Annotated in this window: 15 protein-coding genes; 7 read left to right on the forward strand and 8 right to left on the reverse strand. The window is 67.2% G+C overall.

Annotated features, from left to right (window positions below; translation table 11 throughout):
- Window positions 1-4 precede the first annotated feature (4 nt).
- The 3 genes from BAY61_RS31720 to BAY61_RS31730 all read right to left on the reverse strand — a co-directional run bounded on the left by BAY61_RS31720 (window position 5) and on the right by BAY61_RS31730 (window position 1393).
- Window positions 5-466: a VOC family protein gene (locus BAY61_RS31720; protein ID WP_091806262.1), complete on the reverse strand. Its 462-nt coding sequence runs from the start codon at window positions 464-466 to the stop codon at window positions 5-7.
- 61 nt (window positions 467-527) lie between these two features.
- Window positions 528-899 (reverse strand): hypothetical protein, encoded by a 372-nt coding sequence (locus BAY61_RS31725; protein WP_091806266.1) that lies wholly within the window; start codon window positions 897-899, stop codon window positions 528-530.
- A gap of 50 nt (window positions 900-949) precedes the next feature.
- Entirely contained in the window at window positions 950-1393 is a 444-nt protein-coding gene (locus BAY61_RS31730) for a MarR family winged helix-turn-helix transcriptional regulator (protein WP_091806268.1), read from the reverse strand.
- 43 nt (window positions 1394-1436) lie between these two features.
- On the opposite strand from BAY61_RS31730, the gene BAY61_RS31735 reads away from it, so the two are divergent.
- On the forward strand, window positions 1437-1853 hold the full coding sequence (locus tag BAY61_RS31735; protein ID WP_091806271.1) for a MarR family winged helix-turn-helix transcriptional regulator: 417 nt from the start codon (window positions 1437-1439) through the stop codon (window positions 1851-1853).
- 58 nt (window positions 1854-1911) lie between these two features.
- Window positions 1912-2709, forward strand: coding sequence for a dioxygenase family protein (locus BAY61_RS31740; RefSeq protein ID WP_245865611.1), 798 nt, complete (start codon window positions 1912-1914; stop codon window positions 2707-2709).
- 53 nt (window positions 2710-2762) lie between these two features.
- On the opposite strand, the gene BAY61_RS31745 is transcribed toward BAY61_RS31740, so the two are convergent.
- On the reverse strand, window positions 2763-5729 hold the full coding sequence (locus tag BAY61_RS31745) for a beta strand repeat-containing protein (protein ID WP_091806274.1): 2967 nt from the start codon (window positions 5727-5729) through the stop codon (window positions 2763-2765).
- A gap of 175 nt (window positions 5730-5904) precedes the next feature.
- On the reverse strand, window positions 5905-6864 hold the full coding sequence (locus BAY61_RS31750) for a hypothetical protein (RefSeq protein WP_143021386.1): 960 nt from the start codon (window positions 6862-6864) through the stop codon (window positions 5905-5907).
- Window positions 6865-7229: 365 nt separating this feature from the next.
- Here BAY61_RS31750 and BAY61_RS31755 point away from each other — a divergent pair, with 365 nt between their 5' ends.
- The 4 genes from BAY61_RS31755 to BAY61_RS31770 all read left to right on the forward strand — a co-directional run bounded on the left by BAY61_RS31755 (window position 7230) and on the right by BAY61_RS31770 (window position 10951).
- Window positions 7230-8423 carry an AI-2E family transporter gene (locus BAY61_RS31755; protein ID WP_176879758.1) on the forward strand — a complete coding sequence of 398 codons (1194 nt, stop codon included), beginning with the start codon at window positions 7230-7232 and terminating at the stop codon, window positions 8421-8423.
- Window positions 8420-9574: a MacS family sensor histidine kinase gene (gene macS / locus BAY61_RS31760; protein WP_091806282.1), complete on the forward strand. Its 1155-nt coding sequence runs from the start codon at window positions 8420-8422 to the stop codon at window positions 9572-9574. Before BAY61_RS31755 ends, macS begins: the two co-directional genes overlap by 4 nt.
- Entirely contained in the window at window positions 9571-10224 is a 654-nt protein-coding gene (locus BAY61_RS31765) for a response regulator (protein ID WP_091806285.1), read from the forward strand. The genes macS and BAY61_RS31765 overlap by 4 nt, the downstream gene beginning before the upstream one ends.
- Before the next feature lie 127 nt (window positions 10225-10351).
- Entirely contained in the window at window positions 10352-10951 is a 600-nt protein-coding gene (locus tag BAY61_RS31770) for a DUF1707 SHOCT-like domain-containing protein (RefSeq protein ID WP_091806632.1), read from the forward strand.
- Here the strand turns inward: BAY61_RS31770 and ptsP are convergent.
- Both ptsP and BAY61_RS31780 read right to left on the reverse strand, forming a co-directional pair.
- A complete protein-coding gene (gene ptsP / locus BAY61_RS31775) occupies window positions 10944-12581 on the reverse strand; it encodes a phosphoenolpyruvate--protein phosphotransferase (RefSeq protein WP_091806288.1) in 1638 nt (545 codons plus the stop codon). The genes BAY61_RS31770 and ptsP overlap by 8 nt on opposite strands.
- Window positions 12582-12628: 47 nt before the next feature.
- Window positions 12629-13498 carry a ribokinase gene (locus BAY61_RS31780; RefSeq protein WP_091806635.1) on the reverse strand — a complete coding sequence of 290 codons (870 nt, stop codon included), beginning with the start codon at window positions 13496-13498 and terminating at the stop codon, window positions 12629-12631.
- A 400-nt stretch (window positions 13499-13898) separates the two neighbouring features.
- Here BAY61_RS31780 and BAY61_RS31785 point away from each other — a divergent pair, with 400 nt between their 5' ends.
- Window positions 13899-14648, forward strand: coding sequence for a TetR/AcrR family transcriptional regulator (locus BAY61_RS31785; protein ID WP_091806291.1), 750 nt, complete (start codon window positions 13899-13901; stop codon window positions 14646-14648).
- A 20-nt stretch (window positions 14649-14668) separates the two neighbouring features.
- Here the strand turns inward: BAY61_RS31785 and leuS are convergent, their stop codons facing one another.
- The gene (gene leuS / locus BAY61_RS31790; RefSeq protein WP_091806294.1) at window positions 14669-17527 is read right to left on the reverse strand and encodes a leucine--tRNA ligase; all 2859 of its coding nucleotides are present in this window, start codon (window positions 17525-17527) and stop codon (window positions 14669-14671) included.
- Window positions 17528-17599 lie beyond the last annotated feature (72 nt).

Below are 17599 nucleotides of genomic sequence, written 5' to 3' on the forward strand. Positions count from 1 at the left end.
CGGATCAGTCGAGACAAAATTCGTTGCCCTCCGGATCGGCCATGATGATGTGACCACCGCCGAAAGGTGGCTCCGGCTCGTAGCGGCGCACCCGCTTCGCGCCGAGCGCGACGAGCCGCTCGCACTCGGCCTCCAGCCGGGCCATCCTTTCCTCGCCCTCCAGTCCCGGCGCCGCGCGGACGTCGAGGTGGACGCGATTCTTGGCGACCTTTCCCTCCGGAACCTGCTGAAAGAACAACCGGGGACCTCGGCCTTCCGGGTCCTCGACGGCCGATCTCGTATTGCGTTCCTCCTCGGGCACGCCGACTCTGGCAAGGAACTCGTCCCATGCGGCGAGCGGGTCAGCGCCTTCCGGCAGGTCGGCCCCCGGCGGGCCGGGATGAACGTAGCCAAGCGTGTCGCGCCAGAACATCGAGAGCGCTCTCGGGTTGTGAGCGTCGAAAGTGATCTGGACTTGACGGCTCATCGGGCCACTCCGTTCGTCACCGGGAAAGGTAATTCCGTATCGGCAAACCGCGTCGCGGACGTTACGGGATCACGAGCCCCGCCTCGCGCAACTTCTCCTCGACCCGCAGCCGCTCGACCTCGCGTTCGATTCCCCGTGGCACGCTGTCGAGCTGGTGCGTGATCTCGACGGCCGAACACGCCTGGGCGAGCAGAGCGTCATATGCCTCACTGGTCGCTCTCCGCCGGACGACAGGAGCATCGGGAGCAAGGCGTTGCAATGCCGCGTGTACTCGCCGCAGGTCGGCTGCCAGCTTTTCGACCGGGATGCCCGGCGCGACGGGCATCCTGCGACGAGCCATGCGCTCCACCAGCCTCGGCAGTTTGAGGACGAGCGCGAAGACCACCGTCGGCCCGACAACGACACCGAGGTAGATCAGGATGTTCCCGACCATGCTCCATAGTAGGCATGTCGTGGCACGTCACGGCAACATCGGAAGCGGGCTCAGCCAAGTCGCGAGTAGGACCTGACGAACCTGGTCAGCAGATCGGCGAAGCACGAACGTTCCTCGTCGGCCCAATCGGCCGTCGCCTCGGCGAACACGGCACGGCGGAACTCGTGCGTGTGCCTGAGATGTCGCCTCCCCGACTCCGTCAGCCGCAGCAGGACCCGCCTGCCGTCTCCTTGGTCGGCCTCCCTGACAAGCAGGTCCTTTCCGACAGCATGAGCGACGAGCCTGCTCGCTCGCGGCTGGTCGACATTCATGGCGTCGGTGACGTCCGCGATCGAGCACGGCTCACCCGCTTCGACCACGTCGAGCAACGCGTAGAGCGTGGGATCCAACGACGGCCCCGATCGTTCTCGCGCCATTCGGTTGAGCCGTCCACGGTTCTGGCTGCGACGGATCTCGACCATGGCCTTTTCGATGGCGTCCAGCGGGTCAGTCATGCATGCTATTTTACATTTAAATGCTTTACTACATGGAGTTGTGATGACCGAACCCGCGTTGACCAAACCCCTAGGCTACTGGCTGCGACACCTGCACGAACTGCTCGAATCGAGCTTCACCGCCACGCTCGGCGCCGAAGGACTCACCCGAAGGCACTGGCAGGTCCTCAATGTGCTCGCCGAAAACCCGTCCGGCGACATCGATCGCGAACTCGCCCCCTTCCTCGACGCCGATACGCCCACCTTCACGCCACTACTGACGGACCTCGCAGGGAGAGGATGGGCGCACGAAGGGGCACCTTCCGGGCTCACCGCACTCGGCCGTACCGAACACGCCAGGATCAGCGCCGAGGTAGCCGACATCCGACGAAAGGCCACGGAGGGCATCAGCGACGAGCGATACCTCGACACCGTCCACACCTTGAGCAGAATGGCGGCGAATCTGGGCGGCGAGGAATAACCAGCCGGGTCCTGTCGTCTCTCATACTACTAGTTGAAGATTCAACATTGGAGTGACGATGACGGGTTCCGGAGCGACCACGCCGTCCATGCCGGTTCTGTACCTGAGCCACGGCGCGCCACCGCTCGCCGACGACGCGACCTGGACGCGCCAGCTCGCCGATTGGTCGGCAAACCTGCCCCGACCCACGGCGATCCTCGTCGTTTCGGCCCATTGGGAAGAAGCACCGCTGACCATCGGGGCAACGACCACGGTCCCACTCGTCTACGACTTCTGGGGATTCCCCGAACGCTTCTACCAGGTCCGGTACTCCTCGCCAGGCTCTCCGGAACTGGCCGCGAAAGTGCGGGCACTACTGCGAAACTCGCGGACTCCCGTCCACGACGCACCCGACCGCGGGCTCGACCACGGGGCGTACGTACCGCTCGTCGAGATGTTCCCCGAGGCCGACGTCCCCGTACTCCAGATCTCGATGCCTTCGCTCGACCCAACGGAACTGTTCCAGCTCGGCGAAAAGCTCGCACCGCTGAGGGACGAAGGCGTCCTGATCGTCGGAAGCGGGTTCTTCACCCACAACCTGCGAGCCATGCGCACGGTCAGCGGAGTGGACGGCACACCACCGAACTGGTCGAGCGAGTTCGACCAGTGGGGCGCCGAGACGCTCGGCGTCGGCGACGTCGACTCGATCCTCGATTTCCAGCGCACGGCACCGGGTGCCGCGATCGCGCATCCACGGATCGAGCACTTCGCTCCGCTGTTCGTCTCACTCGGCGCGGGTGCGGACACCGCCACGCCACGCACGATGATCGACGGCTACTGGTTCGGCCTCGCCAAACGTTCCGTCCAACTCGGTTGACCACCTTGCCATGGCCGACGCCGTTGTCGCCATGGCAAGGCGAATCCGGTCGGTCAGCGACCGGCGACCTCATCCAGCTCCAAGCCGTCGAGGACTCCTTGGAACCTGCCGTGTGCCGCTGTGTCGTAGTGGGCGAGCGTGCGCGCTGTGGCCGGAAGCACGCCCGTGACGTGCGACCTCCCGCCCCGCAACGGGGCAGCGGATCTCGGCAGGTGGGAACGCCCCGGCAGCATCTCGACCGGCCTTGTGTAGATCTTGGGCAAGATCTCGGTCGGCAACTCGGGAGCCGCGTGCCTCGCGGGCCGCTCGAACGGAGCAACGGCCCCGAACAACGAGGGCAGTTCGTCCACCGGCAACTCTGCGATGTACTTCGGAAGCTGGATCTGCGGTTCCTTGTCGGCGACGAGCACCTTGCCGCGATCACCCGTGTACGACATGGACCTCCCGAGCACCGTGATCGGTAGTCGATACGTCCTCGCCATCGCCGCGACCGGCTGTTGACCATCCACACCGGACAGTTCGTGCCGGTTTCCCTTGGTGGTGGTCGGCCTGCTCGCCGTCGCGGTCGTGTTGTTCTTCGCGACGGCTCTGGCCTCGCCGCCCGCGGCAGCCGCCGTCGCGCCGAACGCTTCCGCTGCCACCGAGGCAGGTGTGTCGAAAATGTCGCCCGACAACACCCCGCCACTTCCCGACGTCGCCGTGCGACCGCCGGAGATGATGTCGGTGGCATTGTCACCTCGCCCGTGCGCGATGCCGGTGAGGCTTGCCGCACCTCCGTACGCGGCCGCGATGGGCATGGTCTCCGCGCTGACCACGTTTCCTGCGAGAGCACCGCGATCACCACGGGTTCCCGTGTTGCCACCGGCTTTGGACGACATGTCGTTGTTCGCCGTACCAGCGGCCGTGCCGACCCAGTTCGCGGCGATGCCGCCCGCTCCCGCCGAGGAACCGAAGGGGACGTCGGCGGTGTTGCCGGCGAGAGCTCCACCCTCACCGGTCGTCCTGGTGTTTCCACCCGCCGCCGAACGGGTCGCGTTGTCGCTCACTCCCGCCGCGTAGCCGACCCAGTTGCCTGCGACCCCGTGTACCTGTGTGGGCAGGGAAACCGGAACCAACCCTGCGTTGCCCGAGGCCGCGCCCTTCTTGCCATTTGCGTACACGTCGCCACCTGCTTCGGAAATAGTGTCGGAATCGGCAGCACCGAAGGACTTGCCCACCGCGCTCGTGCCGACGCCGAATACTTGCGCGGGCGCTGAAACGGGCGCACCCACGAAATTGGATGCCACGACACCGAAATCGTCGTGGGTGTTGCCACCACCGCCTGCTTTGGCGGCCGTTGTTTCCTCGGCGATACCGCTGCTCTTGCCAACCGCCGAGCCGCTGAGGCCGAAAAGCGCGGCCGGAGCGGAAAGGGGGACTTGCCCGACGTTGCCCGACAACGCCGAGTTGTTGCCGCTGGTGTCACTGTGCCCACCCGCGACGACGCTTTGCTGTTCCTTCGCGCTTCCCCTGCCGGTACCGAAAACCCCTGCGCCGGAGCCGAACGCGTCGAGCGTGGAGGCAGCCTGACCGGACGCCGTATTCGCCGAAAGCAGCGAATCGTCACCATGGCTGACCGTCCCGCCACCGGCATGCGCGGCCGTGTTGTTGCCGTGGTTCTCGGCGATTCCACTTCCGAAAACCCCACCGCCGACACCGAATGTCTCGACCGGTAGCGCGAATGGGGCGTCGGCGATATTGCCCGACCCGGTACCGCCATGACCCGACGTGTTCGAGAACCCGCCGGTACTCGACTCGGCGGAAGACGTGATGCCTGACCCCTGACGGGCGGCACCGGTGCCGGTGAACGCGTTGCCTGCGACGGCGGCAGCCGATCCGGTCACCGAACCGAGCAGCGCGCCCTGCGGTTGAGCAACGTTGCCGGAAGCCAGCCCGTGCTTTCCGCTCGTGCTGACGTAACTCGGGATGTCGTAGCGGCCTGGCTTGGTTCCGCCGGATTCGGCGACGGCCGTCGCCGTTCCGTTCGCCTCGGCACCGCCGATTCCGGTGATCCCGTTGCCGGCCGCTCGCAGAGGAAGCGAAAGCGGGGCAGCGGCGACGTTGCCCGCACCGGCTCCCTGCTCGCCGTCACTCAGCACGTACCCGCCGGACTCTGCGACGCTCTCCGCCGCGAAATCGGACGTCGCGTGCCCGAGCGGGCCGCTGACCGCGTTGCCCGACAGCTGGACCGGGGTGCTGAATTGCGGGGTGAGGGCGTTGCCCGACAACGCACCGTTCTTTCCCGCCGTCTCGACGTCGCCCGTTGTCGCGGCGCTCTGGGTCGCGCTGCCCGAGGTCGCCCCGTTGCCGAGGACGCCACCGGCGTTGCCGGAGATCTGCACGGGCGCGGACCAGTCGAGCGCGACGACGTTGCCCGCGAACGCGGAACCCGCTCCGCTTGTCGTGACATCGGTGTGGTGACCGTGGTTCTGCTCTTCGACCGAACGTGTCTCGGCGTCGCCGAGCGCTCCGAAGGCGTTTCCGGTGATCTGAATCGGCATCATGACGTCGCCAGTAACCTTGTTGCCGAGTAAGGGATCGCTGGTCGGCTCCGCGGGCCGGGCGGCGGGCGGGTCGACGGCAGCGTGCTGAACGGGGACGAGGGCGCGGGCAGCCGAACCGATGCGACTGCCCGCATCACCGGCGATCGTGGCCGCCCCGTGTACCGGCGCGGCCGCGCTCGCGACGGGATCGGTGATCGGCGCCATCGCTTCTCTCGCGGGCGGCGCCGCCATGTCGATCGGGTCGGTGACGGGCTTGGTGCTGATCTCGTTGTGATGGCTGGGCAGATCGACCTGCTGACCGGGAATTCCGACGGCGTTGTCGTCGATCTCGACGGGAAAGCTAGCCTCGACGTCCAAGGGACCCGCCGGGGTGTCGGGGTCGACCTTTTCGTCGGCAGACGCGATGCCGGTACCCAGCATCAGCAAACCACCGGTGACCAACGCGGTCTGGATACCGCGTTTCGCCCAGGTCTGCATGGTGAGGTGTTCTCCTTTTCCTCGGTGCCCTTGCGGGATCTGTGAGATACGCACCGCCGTTGACCGCTTGGCAACGCGGACCGCGGCGAACCGCGGGCGAAAGGCGGGGAACTCACTGACGCGCAAGGCCACCAGAAAGGGCCACGGGACGAGCGTCAATTGCCCCGCGGCGTGATCAGTCCGGTGTGACACCGGGCTGGGTGCCCGGCTGGATCGGCGAATACCGGATACCGGCGAGTGCCGAGCCGACGATCGTGTCGTCGAGAGAAGGAACGCCGCGGGCGGCAATGCCGTGCAACGAACCGTCGATGTGCGCTCCGCCGGTCGAACCACCGAACGGAGCAGGCATCGTCGTGGGGTGCTGGCCCGGCCAGTCGCCGTTGCCGACGGGAGCGGATCCGCCGCCGGGTCGCACCGTTGCGGCTTCGGTGGTACCGCCGGAATCCGGGCGCTGCGCGAGCTCTGAGAACGCCGGTCGCTGTGCCTCGGCGTCCTTCCCGTCCTTCGCCGCCCTGTCCTCGCCGCCGGTTGCCGTGGCGGGCCCGGGATGCGCGTTAGTCGCCGGGCCCCCCTTCACCGGCGTCCCCACCTGCTGGTCCGCTCCGGCGAGGCCGGGCAGGCCCGGCAACGCGGACAGCGCTCCTTCGGCGGGATCGAGGATGTGCAAAAGGTCGCCGCCGAGTTCCTGTGCTCCCGGCGTGGCGGGGACGAGCTTCCCGATCGAATCGACGGTGCGATCGACCGGCGCCGCCACCCGCTGCTCCCACAGCTGCCGCAACGAGTCCTCGGTTTCGCCGACCCCGGAACGGGCGGCTTCGCCGACGGACCGCACGGCGGCGTCGACAGGGTCGACACCGCCCGTCAACGGTCGGGTCTCGACGGGAAGGTGTGCGGGTTCGAGCACGTCGCTCGCCACACCGGTGAGGGAAAGGGGGCCGCCGGACTTCCCCTGCTGACTCGACTTGGCAGCCACAGGCTCATCGAGCGCGACAGGATCGGCGGACGCGGTTGCCGTCGACACCGCCCACGCCGCCGCCGTTGCGGCGACCGCACCGCCTGTGATCAGCAATGCACGTGACAGCCAGCGGCGGGCGAGCCCCGCACCGGCGTCACTCGTCATTGCCGTCAAGGCCACAGTTCTCCTGCCGAGGTCCAACATCGAAGTTCGGAACGTGATGCGGCCGACGAGTCGGCCGGCCCCGCACCGCGGGCGCGCCGTCGAGACTGGCAAACGCCCCCGCCGAATTGCACGCTCCCATCGACTTGATGGCACGATGGTGTGAAGAACCTGCTGGATACGGGCCTGTCATCGGCCATGCGGCACTTGTCCCTGCTTGTCCTCGCTTGTCCCTGCTGTCCAGACTTTTGCCCTCGGGTCCCTTCCTGCCGCCCGCGCACGCCCTCCCTTCGGCGTGACCTCGGGAGACGGCGCACCGGACCTGGGGCAAAAACGTCGCTGGTACCGATACGGTTACGACCGTGAGCGATGCAAAACCGAAGATGCCGGTGATCTCAGAGGACCCGGACGTCACGAGCACGGTGCCGAAGGGCCTCAGGGTCACGGCGGCGCTGGCCTGGCGGTTCCTCGTGGTCATGGCAGCGCTGTACATCGTCGTGGAGATCATCGGCTACCTCGCCGTAGTCGTCATCCCCGTCTCGATCGCACTGCTGCTGGCAGCGCTGCTCGCCCCCGCCGTACGCAGGCTGGTGCAGCTCAAGCTTCCCCGTGGGCTCGCGACCGCGATCGTCCTCGTCGGTGGTCTCGCGGTCGTCGGCGGCCTGCTCACCTTCGTGATCGTGCAGTTCACCGACGGGCTTCCCGCACTACAGCGACAGCTCAGCGAAAGCCTCACGCAGATCAAGGACTGGCTCGTCAACGGGCCGATCCACCTGCGGGAAACCCAGATCGAAGACTTCATCAACAACGCGATCGGCCTGATTCAGGAGAATCAGGCTTTGATCACGTCGAGCGCGCTGACCACGGCGGGAACTGTCGGCGAAATCCTCACCGGGATGCTGCTCACGCTCTTCGTGCTCATCTTCTTCCTCGTCAACGGTGAGCAGATCTGGAACTACCTCATGCGCGGGGTGCCCTCGCAGGTGCGTGGCCGTGTCGACACGGCGGGCCGTCGTGGCTTCGCCTCGCTGGTGAGCTACGTGAGGGCGACCGCGGCCGTCGCCGTCGTCGACGCCGTCGGTATCGGCGTCGGACTGTGGATCGTCGGCGTGCCGCTTGTCATCCCGCTGGCGACGCTTGTCTTCCTCGGCGCCTTCGTTCCCATCATCGGTGCGGTGGTCGCCGGTGCCGTCGCGGTGCTCGTGGCCCTTGTCACCAACGGCTTCGTCTCCGCGCTCGTGGTGCTCGCGATCGTGATCGGCGTAATGCAGCTCGAAAGCCACATCCTCCAGCCGCTGCTGCTGGGAAGGGCGGTCAGGCTGCACCCGCTCGCGGTGATCCTCGCGATCACGGCGGGCCTGGTCGCGGCAGGCATCCCCGGTGCGCTGCTCGCCGTCCCGCTGCTGGCCGTTCTCAACGCGGGCATCAGGTCGCTCGTCAACGAGCCCCATCCCGATCCGGCCACCGTCGACGTCCTCAACGACAAAGGCGCCAAGGTTCCCGACCGTCCGTCGGACGACGAGGAACGACCCTCGACGAGCGACGGTGAAGGAGAATCGCGGCCGGAGCGGGAATGACCAAGGCTGCGCCCTTGCGCGATCCCGCCACCCCCTTGTGGTGGGGAACGATCGTGTTGCGCTGGATCACGCTGGCGTTCGCGCTCGGCGCGGTGATCGTGCACATCGACGACTACCGCAGGCCGTGGCTGGTCTGGGCCGCCTTCGGCGCGATGGTGGCGTGGACGCTCGTCACGACCTTCGCCTTCTCGGCCGAACGGTCGCGTAAAGGCTGGCTCGTCGTCCTGGACGTGATCGTGACCTGCGCGATCATGCTGACCTCTCCGTTCGTGCTCACCGACAGCCAGTACGTCGAAGTCGCTCCGCTCGTCACGACGGTGTGGGCCGCGGTTCCCGCCGCGACCGCGGGCGCGAGGTTCGGGCCGGTCGGCGGCGTCGCGGCCGGGTTGGTTCTCGCGGTCTCGACCGCCGTGGCTCGGCTCGGGCCCAACCTCGACGTCGCCCGCGACGGTGTGCTGTTGACGGCGAGTGGCCTGATCGTCGGCATCACCGCGGCGACCGCGCGGCGTTCGCAGGCCGCCCTCGCTCAGGCCATGCGGACCGAAGCGGCGACGGCGGAACGCGAACGGCTCGCCAGGTCCATCCACGACAGTGTGCTTCAGGTACTCGCGAGGGTGCGCAGGCGCGGCGGCGAGCTTGGCGGCGAGGCCGCTGAGCTGGCCAGGCTCGCTGGTGAACAGGAGATCGCGCTGCGCACGCTGGTGACGACGGGACCCACGGGCCCCACCGGTGACAGCACCGATCTGAGGGCTGCGCTCCAGTTGCTGGCGACCTCACGGGTTCAGGTGTCCGCCCCGGCGGGGGAGGTACTTCTTCCGGACGAGGTGGTGGCGGAGCTGGTCGACGTAGCGAAGGAAGCCCTGTCCAATGTAGACAAGCATGCCGGCCCCGAAGCGAGGGCGTGGGTGCTGCTTGAGGACCTCGGCTCCGAAGTGGTCCTCACCATCAGGGACGACGGCCCCGGAATCGTGGAGGGAACACTTGACCGAGCGGCGAAGGAGGGACATCTCGGAATCGCCAAGTCGATGAGGGGACGAATCGACACACTTGGCGGTACGAGCGTGTTGGAGACCGCACCGGGAGCAGGTACGGAATGGGAGTTCCGGATACCGAGAGTGTCGAAGCCCGCGGAGAAGAGGGGGAGACGATGACGATCTCCGTGATGATCGTCGACGACCATCCGATCTGGCGCGACGGGGTGGCTCGCGACCTCGGGGAGCACGGCTTCGACGTGCTCGCCACCGCGGCGGACGGCGACGCCGCGGTCCGTATCGCCCGCACTGTCCTTCCCGACGTCGTACTGATGGACCTCAACCTCGGCGACACGTCGGGTGTCGTCGCGACCAGGACCATCACGGGAGAACTGCCGAATACCAGGGTGCTCGTGCTTTCCGCGAGCGGAGAGCACGACGACGTACTCCAGGCCGTCAAGGCAGGAGCGTCCGGCTACCTCGTGAAATCGGCTTCGGTGAAAGAGCTGGTCGACGCGGTGTGCCGGACGGCAGAGGGCGACACCGTGTTCACAGCGGGGCTCGCCGGCATGGTGCTCGGCGAATACCGGCGTATGGCGGAGGCACCGGCAGGCGATGCCGCTCCGCCCCGGCTCACCGAACGCGAGACCGACGTGCTGCGGCTGGTGGCGAAGGGGCTCACCGCGAGGCAGATCGCCGACCGGCTGGTGATCTCACACCGAACGGTCGAGAACCACGTGCAGTCGACGCTGCGCAAACTTCAGCTCCACAACAGGGTCGAACTCGCGCGCTACGCCATCGAACATGGCCTCGACCAGGACGAAGACTGAGGTCCACCTCAGGGGTTTTTCCGGGGTTTCCCGGATCTGACCGTACTCACACGCCGCTTATCCTTGGGGCGTGACGGACAACGATGGCACGGAACAGGTTCCCGACGAAGTGACCCGGCAGCGCAACATGCGTGTGTCCGACAGCGAGCGCGAGCACGTTGTCGAGCTGCTACAGAAGGCCATCGGCCGCGGAATGCTCAACCTGGACGAGTTCACCGAACGCACCGACATCGCGTTGGCCTCACGCACGAGGGGCGAGCTGAACGCCGTTCTCGTCGACCTTCCAGGACTCGTGCACCCCGAGGCGAGCCCGCTGGCTCCTCAAGCACCGGCCCCGTCGGCCCCCTCGGCGCCGGGCTATCCGGGACAGCAACGGATGGAGCTGAAGGCACACGGCTCGACGCTGACCCGCAAGGGCCGCTGGCACGTGCCCGCCGAACTGCTCGTGCGGAACAAGTACGGCGAGACCAAGCTCGACTTCTCCGAAGCCGACATCACGAGCCAGGTCGTGAACATCGAACTCGACACGAAGTGGAGCACGGTCACCCTCACGATTCCCGACAGCGCGGCCGTCGACCTCAACGGCCTCGGCGAGCTGAAATGGTCGACGGTGACCGACAAGACGAACTCGAACGGGAGGACCGGGATCCCGCGTCTCGTGGTGACAGGCAGGGTCTACGGCGGAACGCTCATCATCAAGTATCCGCGTCGCGGCCTCTTCAGCTGACGCCCTTTGCCGCGGCACGGGCCGCCGCGACGGTCGGCGCGCCAAGCGCCGCCTGGGCGGCTTGCTCGCAATCGGCGAGCGACACGGCGGCAAGGCTCGCACCAACCGCACGCACCGAGGACGCGTTCATCGAAAGGCTCGTCACTCCGAGACCCGTCAGCACCCTCGCCAGCAGCGGATCGGCCGCGGCTTCGCCGCACACGCCGGTGGGCTTGCCTTTCGCCTTCCCAGCCTCGCCGACCAGCGCGATCAACCGGAGCAGCCCGGGTTGCCACGGATCGTTGAGCTTGGCGACCGCGCCGAGCTGCCGGTCGGCGGCGAAGGTGTACTGCGCGAGGTCGTTGGTGCCGATGGAGACGAAGTCGACGGCGTCGAGTACCTCGCTCGCCGTCAGCGCGGCGGCCGGCACCTCGATCATCACACCAGCGCTGCCGATGCCCGCCGCGGCGACGCGCTCCGCGAACCAGGCCGCTTCCTCCGCCGTCGCCACCATGGGTGCCATGACCGAAACGTCGGCACCGGAGTCGGCCGAGGCGCCCGCGATTGCTTCGAGCTGCCGGTCGAGCACGCCCTGCCGGTCGAACGCGACCCTGAGACCCCGAACGCCGAGAGCGGGGTTGGGCTCGATTTCGGGCGCGAGGAAAGCCAGCGGCTTGTCGGCACCCGCGTCGAGCGTGCGCACGATGACCGGCTTGCCCCTGAACGGCTCCAGTACCGCGCGATAGGCGGCCCGCTGCTGGTCGATCGAGGGTTCGTCGTCGGCGTCGAGGTAGCTGAACTCGGTACGGAACAGTCCGACTCCCTCGGCACCGGCCTCCGCGGCCGCGCTCGCGTCGGCCGGATTGCCGACGTTGGCGAGCACCTTGATCCGATGCTCGTCGCTCGTCGCTCCCTTGCCGTCCCATTCCGCCGAGCCGGCCGAGGTCGCCGCGACGGAAGGTGCTTGGGGATCGACGGCTTCGACGGTCCCCGTGTCGCCGTCGACGGCGATGGCCTCCGCCGCCATGGCGAGCACGCCACGTACGGCGACGACGGCGGGGATGCCGAGCGACCTCGCCAGGATGGCCGTGTGGCTGGTCGGACCGCCTTCCTCGGTGGCGAGGGCGAGTACCGTCGCCGGATCGAGACCGGCCGTGTCGGCTGGGGCGAGGTCCCTCGCGACGAGCACACTCGGCCTGCCGAGTTCGGGGACGCCGGGCGGTGCGATGCCAAGCAGCTCGGCGATGATCCGGTCGCGGACGTCTTCGATGTCGCGTACGCGTTCCGCCATGTACCCGCCCGCACTGGCCAGCGCCTGAGCGAAGTTTCCCGCGGCCTCGTAGACCGCCCTCGCCGCGGGGATCCGTTGTGCGGTCACCAGCTGCTCCGCCTGGCTGACCAGCGCGGGGTCGGCAGCCATCGCCGCGGTGGTGGTGAGGATCGTCGCGGCGTCACCCGCCGCCGATTCGGCCATGGCGTCGAGCCGCGCCGCGACCGCCTGCGCGGCGGGCGCGATCATCGCGGCCTCGGCGTACGGATCGTCGGGACCGGGACTGCTCGCGGGCTCCGTGATCGACTCGGTGACCTTGACGACCGGTCCACTCGCTCTGCCGGGGCTGACGCCGACACCGGAAAGCTGCTCGTCAGACATGGTCTAGACCATAGCGGTACATAATCCTCCAATGGACCCTGTGCCAGTCACTCTAATTCGGAAAGTGCCGGATACGAAGGCTGGGCGCCGGCACGGGTGACCGAAACCGCCGCGAAACGCACGGCTGTGCGCACCGAGGCGACCAGATCGACCCCGCCGGCGAGTTCGCACGCCAGCGCTCCGGCGAAAGCATCGCCCGCCCCCGTCGTGTCGACCGGCGTGACCTTGGGAGAGGACACCTCCGTCACCCCGTCAGCGGTCACCACCAGCGCGCCCCTCGCGCCGCGCGTGACGACAGCGGCGCGCGGGCCGAGGTCGAGCAACGCGGATTCCTTCTCGCGGCTTTCGCCGAGCAGCCAGCCTGCCTCGTGCTCGTTGACGAGCAGCACGTCGAGCGCCGCGAGCGTGCTCTCACCAACACTCGCCACAGGGGAGAGGTTCAACATCGTCAGCACACCGGCCGCCGACGCGGCCGACACGGCGGCCTCTACCGTCGGCAACGGCGTCTCCAGCGAGGTGGCCAGCACCCTCGCACCTTCGAGCGCGCCGTCGACCACGTCGGGCGCCACGGCGTGGTTCGCACCGGGCGACACCAGTATCGAGTTTTCCCCGTCAGGGGTCACGGTGATGTAGGCAACGCCGGTCGGTCTCTCGACGACCCGCACGAACTCGGTGCGGACGCCCGCATCGCGCAGCGAGCCGAGGAGCAACCTTCCGTTGGCGTCATCGCCGACGGCGCCGAGCAGCGCGACATCGGCTCCCAGCCTGGCAGCGGCGACCGCCGTGTTCGCGCCCTTCCCTCCAGGAAGCGTTCTGGTGTCGCCACCGAGCACTGTCTCGCCTCCGCCTGGGCGGCGGTCAGCGGCGACGATGAGGTCGGCGTTGGCCGATCCGACGACAAGCACCTGCGCGGTCACGTGGTCCAGCGTGCCATGCCCCATCCCGCCCACGCTCTGACCTCGACCGTTGTAAGGATGTGAATTTCTTTGTAACTTTCCTGGGGGCTGATGCGACAATCAGGCGAGTGTTCACCGAGGGTCACTCTTTAGAGTGACATCAGTGTTGAGGCGTCATTGCCGAAGCGTCGGTGAACTCTTCCCTTGCACCACGCGTTCGCGCGGGGTGTTGTCCGACCCCGGTCCCCGGACCGGTCGGGCATCGGGTCGCCGGCACCGGTCACGTAGCCCCCCGAGTGATCGGTGCCGGCGGCGCCCGACAGTGTTTTCCAGCCTGTCCGCACGTCAGCGCCGAGGTAAACCCCCTAAACTGCCCAGAAACCGGGGAACTCCGGCGCCAGCAGCTCAGGATGGGTTGTCAATGAACAGGCCGGCACGAAGAAGCCGCGAACGCGCGGCCACCGACAGGGAGATCCGGCAGACCGCACGCTCCCTGCTCGTCGAGCGCGGACCCGAAGCCGTAACCCTTCGGGCCATCGCACGAGAACTCGGCATCACGGCACCAGCGCTTTACCGCTACTACGGCTCGCGCGACGACCTGATCGACCACCTTCGACTCGACGTGATCTCCGATCTCGGCGACGAACTCGCAGCGGAAATCACCGATCAGCGCGACGGCGGTGTGGGACAACTCTTCGCTATCTGCAAGGGATTCCGCAGGTGGGCACTGACCCACACCAAGGAATTCACGCTCGTCTTCGCCTCACCGACCGGCGGAGTCGGCTCGGCGGAAGGCAGTGTCGCCACCCTGCGCCAAGTCACCGAGCCATTCGGCAGACTGTTTCTGCTCGCAGCGGGGGAATTGCTCGCGGGACACGAGGTGGCCACCCCTTCCGACGACGTCGTACCCGCCGAACTGCGGGACGACCTCGCCGCCTACCGCGACTCGCTGCTCGCCGTCTTCAGCGGCTCCGGAGTCGACGTGCCGTCCGACCGGCTCACACTCGGCACCACGTACCTGATGATGCAGTTCTGGGCCCGGCTATACGGACACGTGACACTGGAAGTGTTCGGCAACTACCCGATCCCAGTGTCCAAACCGGACGCACTGTTCGACGGTCTGCTGGCCGACCTCGCCCGCGAGATCGGCCTCGACACCGACGTCCGGTAACGACAGAGCCGTTCCAGCCGTCAGAGCACCACGTTGACCAGACGGCCAGGCACCACGATGACCTTGCGCGGTTCCCCGCCGTCGAGCAGGGCCGCGATCTTCTCCTCGCCAAGCGCCGCCGCACGCACCGCGTCGTTGTCGGCCTCTGCCGAAACGGTCACCCTCGCGCGGACCTTGCCGTTGACCTGAATCGGGTACTCGATGGTCTCGTCGACGAGGTACTTCTCGTCAGGAACAGGGAAAGGTCCGTGCACCAGCGTGTCGGGATGCCCCAGCCGGTTCCACAACTCCTCCGCGATGTGCGGGCACGTCGGCGCCAGCATCAGCACCAGCGGCTCGGCCAGCGCCCTCGGCGTCGCCCCCTTCGCCCCGTACACCTTGGTGACGTAGTTGTTCAGCTCGATCAGCTTGGCACCCGCGGTGTTGAACCTCAGCTCGGAGTAGTCCTCGCGAACACCGGCGATGGCCTTGTTCAGTTGCCGCTTGTCCTCTTCGGTCAACTCGGCGTCGGCAACGCGCAGTGCCCCCGTGCTCTCGTCGATGAGCAGTCGCCACAGCCGCTGCAAGAATCGCTGCGAGCCGACGACATCCTTTGTCGCCCAAGGACGGGAAGCGTCGAACGGACCCATGGACATCTCGTAGAACCGGAAGGTGTCGGCGCCGTAGCGCTCGGCCATCTCGTCCGGAGCGACCGTGTTCTTGAGGCTCTTGCCCATCTTGCCGTATTCCTGGCTGACCTCTTCGCCTTCGTAGAAGAACTTCCCGTCTTCTTCGACGACGTCGGCGGCGGGAACGTAGAAGCCTCGGGCATCCCGGTAGGCGCTCGCCTGGATGTAGCCCTGGTTGAACAGCCTGCGGTACGGCTCCTTGGACGAGACGTGGCCGAGGTCGTACAGCACCTTGTGCCAGAAACGGGCATACAACAGGTGGAGCACGCCGTGCTCCACGCCACCTACGTACAGGTCCAGACCACCAGGGTCGGTCGTACCGTGTTCGGCGGGCCTCGGCCCCATCCAGTACTTCTCGTTCTCCGGGTCGACGAACTTCTCTTCGTTGTCAGGGTCGATGTAGCGCAACTGGTACCAGCACGAGCCGGCCCACTGCGGCATCACGTTGGTGTCGCGCCGGTACTTCTTCGGCCCTTCCCCGAGATCGAGGGTGACCTCGACCCAATCGGCCGCCTTCGCCAGCGGCGGCTCGGGGACCGAGTCCGCGTCCTCGGGGTCGAACGTCTTCGGCGCGTAGTCCTCGACGTCCGGCAGCACGACGGGAAGCTGGTCCTCCGGCAGCGCGACCGGCATGTCGTTCTCGTCGTAGACGATCGGGAACGGCTCACCCCAGTACCGCTGCCTCGCGAACAGCCAGTCGCGCAGCTTGTACTGCACGGTGCCCTCGCCGTGGCCCTTTTCCTCCAGCCACGTGATGATCGTCTTCTTGGCGTCGTCGACATCGAGTCCGTCGAGGCTGATCTCGTCGTTCGCCGAGTTGATCGCGGGCCCCTGCCCGACGTACGCCTCGCCGTCGAAACCCTCGCTCGGCCGCACGGTGCGGATGATGTCCAGCTCGAACTTCGTCGCGAAATCCCAGTCGCGCTGGTCCTGACCCGGCACGGCCATGATCGCGCCCGTTCCGTAACCCATCAGCACGTAATCGGCGATGAACACGGGTATCTTCGTGCCGTTGACGGGATTGACGGCGTACGAACCGGTGAAGACACCCGTCTTGTCCTTGTTCTCCTGCCGGTCGAGATCGGACTTCCGCGCCGAGGCAGCCCGATAGCTCTCGATCGCCTCGGCCGGAGTCGCGGCGCCGCCCGTCCAGAGCTCGTCGACGGCATCAGGCCACGAAGTCGCGGTCAGCTCCTCGACGAGCGGGTGTTCCGGCGCCAGCACCATGTAGGTCGCGCCGAACAACGTGTCCGGCCTCGTCGTGAAGACCTCGATCGTCGCCTTCTCACCGGCGGCGAAGCGCACGTTGGCACCCCTGGACCTGCCGATCCAGTTGCGCTGCATGGTCTTCATCTTCTCCGGCCATTCCAGCAGATCCAGATCGTCGATCAGCCGGTCGGAATAAGCCGTGATCCGCATGACCCACTGCCGCAGGTTTTTCCGGAAGACAGGGAAGTTCCCGCGCTCGCTGCGACCGTCGGGCGTCACCTCCTCGTTGGCGACGACCGTTCCCAGTCCCGGCGCCCAGTTGACCGGCGCTTCCGAGATGTAGACCAGCCGGTGCGAGTCGATGATCTCGCGCTGCTCGGTAGCGGGCAGTTCGCTCCAGCTCCTGCCGTCAGGAGTCGAGCGCTCGCCATCGGCGTACTGCTTCTCCAGTTCCGCGATCGGGCGCGCCTTCTGCTGCTGCTCGTCGTAATAAGAATTGAAGATCTGCAGGAAGATCCACTGAGTCCAGCGGTAATACGAGACGTCGGTCGTCGCGACGGACCGTCGCTCGTCGTGGCCCAGCCCGAGCATGCGCAACTGCCTGCGCATGTTCGCGATGTTGGCTTCCGTCGTGGTCCTCGGGTGCGTCCCCGTCTGCACGGCGTACTGCTCCGCGGGCAACCCGAACGCGTCGTAGCCGAGGGTATGCAGCACGTTACGGCCGATCATGCGGTTGTACCGCGCGAAGACGTCGACGCCGAGGTAGCCGAGCGGGTGGCCGACGTGCAGCCCTCCCCCCGAGGGATAGGGGAACATGTCCTGCACGAACAGCTTGTCGGAGGGCAACGGAGCGTCGGTGCCGCTGTCGGCAAGCGACCCCACCGGGTTCGGCGCGTGATACGTGCCGTGATCGGCCCAATAGTCCTGCCAGCGCCGTTCGATCTCTCCGGCCAGTTCAGCCGTGTAGCGCTGTGCCGGAGTCGTCTCGGTGCCGTCTGTCATCGCCGAACCTTTCCCTGTACCCATCCCGCTCCAGAAAAGAACTAACCCCCCAGCCCAAGGGCATGAGGGGTT

Source organism: Prauserella marina (genome assembly GCF_002240355.1).
In the GTDB taxonomy this organism is placed as follows: domain Bacteria; phylum Actinomycetota; class Actinomycetes; order Mycobacteriales; family Pseudonocardiaceae; genus Prauserella_A; species Prauserella_A marina.

Excerpts from the sequence above, each read along its gene's own strand:
- BAY61_RS31720 (WP_091806262.1), bottom strand. The coding sequence starts at position 466 with ATGAGCCGTCAAGTCCAGATCACTTTCGACGCTCACAACCCGAGAGCG.
- BAY61_RS31725 (WP_091806266.1), bottom strand. The coding sequence starts at position 899 with ATGGTCGGGAACATCCTGATCTACCTCGGTGTCGTTGTCGGGCCGACG.
- BAY61_RS31730 (WP_091806268.1), bottom strand. The coding sequence starts at position 1,393 with ATGACTGACCCGCTGGACGCCATCGAAAAGGCCATGGTCGAGATCCGT.
- BAY61_RS31735 (WP_091806271.1), top strand. The coding sequence starts at position 1,437 with ATGACCGAACCCGCGTTGACCAAACCCCTAGGCTACTGGCTGCGACAC.
- BAY61_RS31740 (WP_245865611.1), top strand. The coding sequence starts at position 1,912 with ATGACGGGTTCCGGAGCGACCACGCCGTCCATGCCGGTTCTGTACCTG.
- BAY61_RS31745 (WP_091806274.1), bottom strand. The coding sequence starts at position 5,729 with ATGCAGACCTGGGCGAAACGCGGTATCCAGACCGCGTTGGTCACCGGT.
- BAY61_RS31755 (WP_176879758.1), top strand. The coding sequence starts at position 7,230 with ATGCCGGTGATCTCAGAGGACCCGGACGTCACGAGCACGGTGCCGAAG.
- macS (WP_091806282.1), top strand. The coding sequence starts at position 8,420 with ATGACCAAGGCTGCGCCCTTGCGCGATCCCGCCACCCCCTTGTGGTGG.
- BAY61_RS31765 (WP_091806285.1), top strand. The coding sequence starts at position 9,571 with ATGACGATCTCCGTGATGATCGTCGACGACCATCCGATCTGGCGCGAC.
- BAY61_RS31770 (WP_091806632.1), top strand. The coding sequence starts at position 10,352 with ATGCGTGTGTCCGACAGCGAGCGCGAGCACGTTGTCGAGCTGCTACAG.
- ptsP (WP_091806288.1), bottom strand. The coding sequence starts at position 12,581 with ATGTCTGACGAGCAGCTTTCCGGTGTCGGCGTCAGCCCCGGCAGAGCG.
- BAY61_RS31785 (WP_091806291.1), top strand. The coding sequence starts at position 13,899 with ATGAACAGGCCGGCACGAAGAAGCCGCGAACGCGCGGCCACCGACAGG.
- leuS (WP_091806294.1), bottom strand. The coding sequence starts at position 17,527 with ATGACAGACGGCACCGAGACGACTCCGGCACAGCGCTACACGGCTGAA.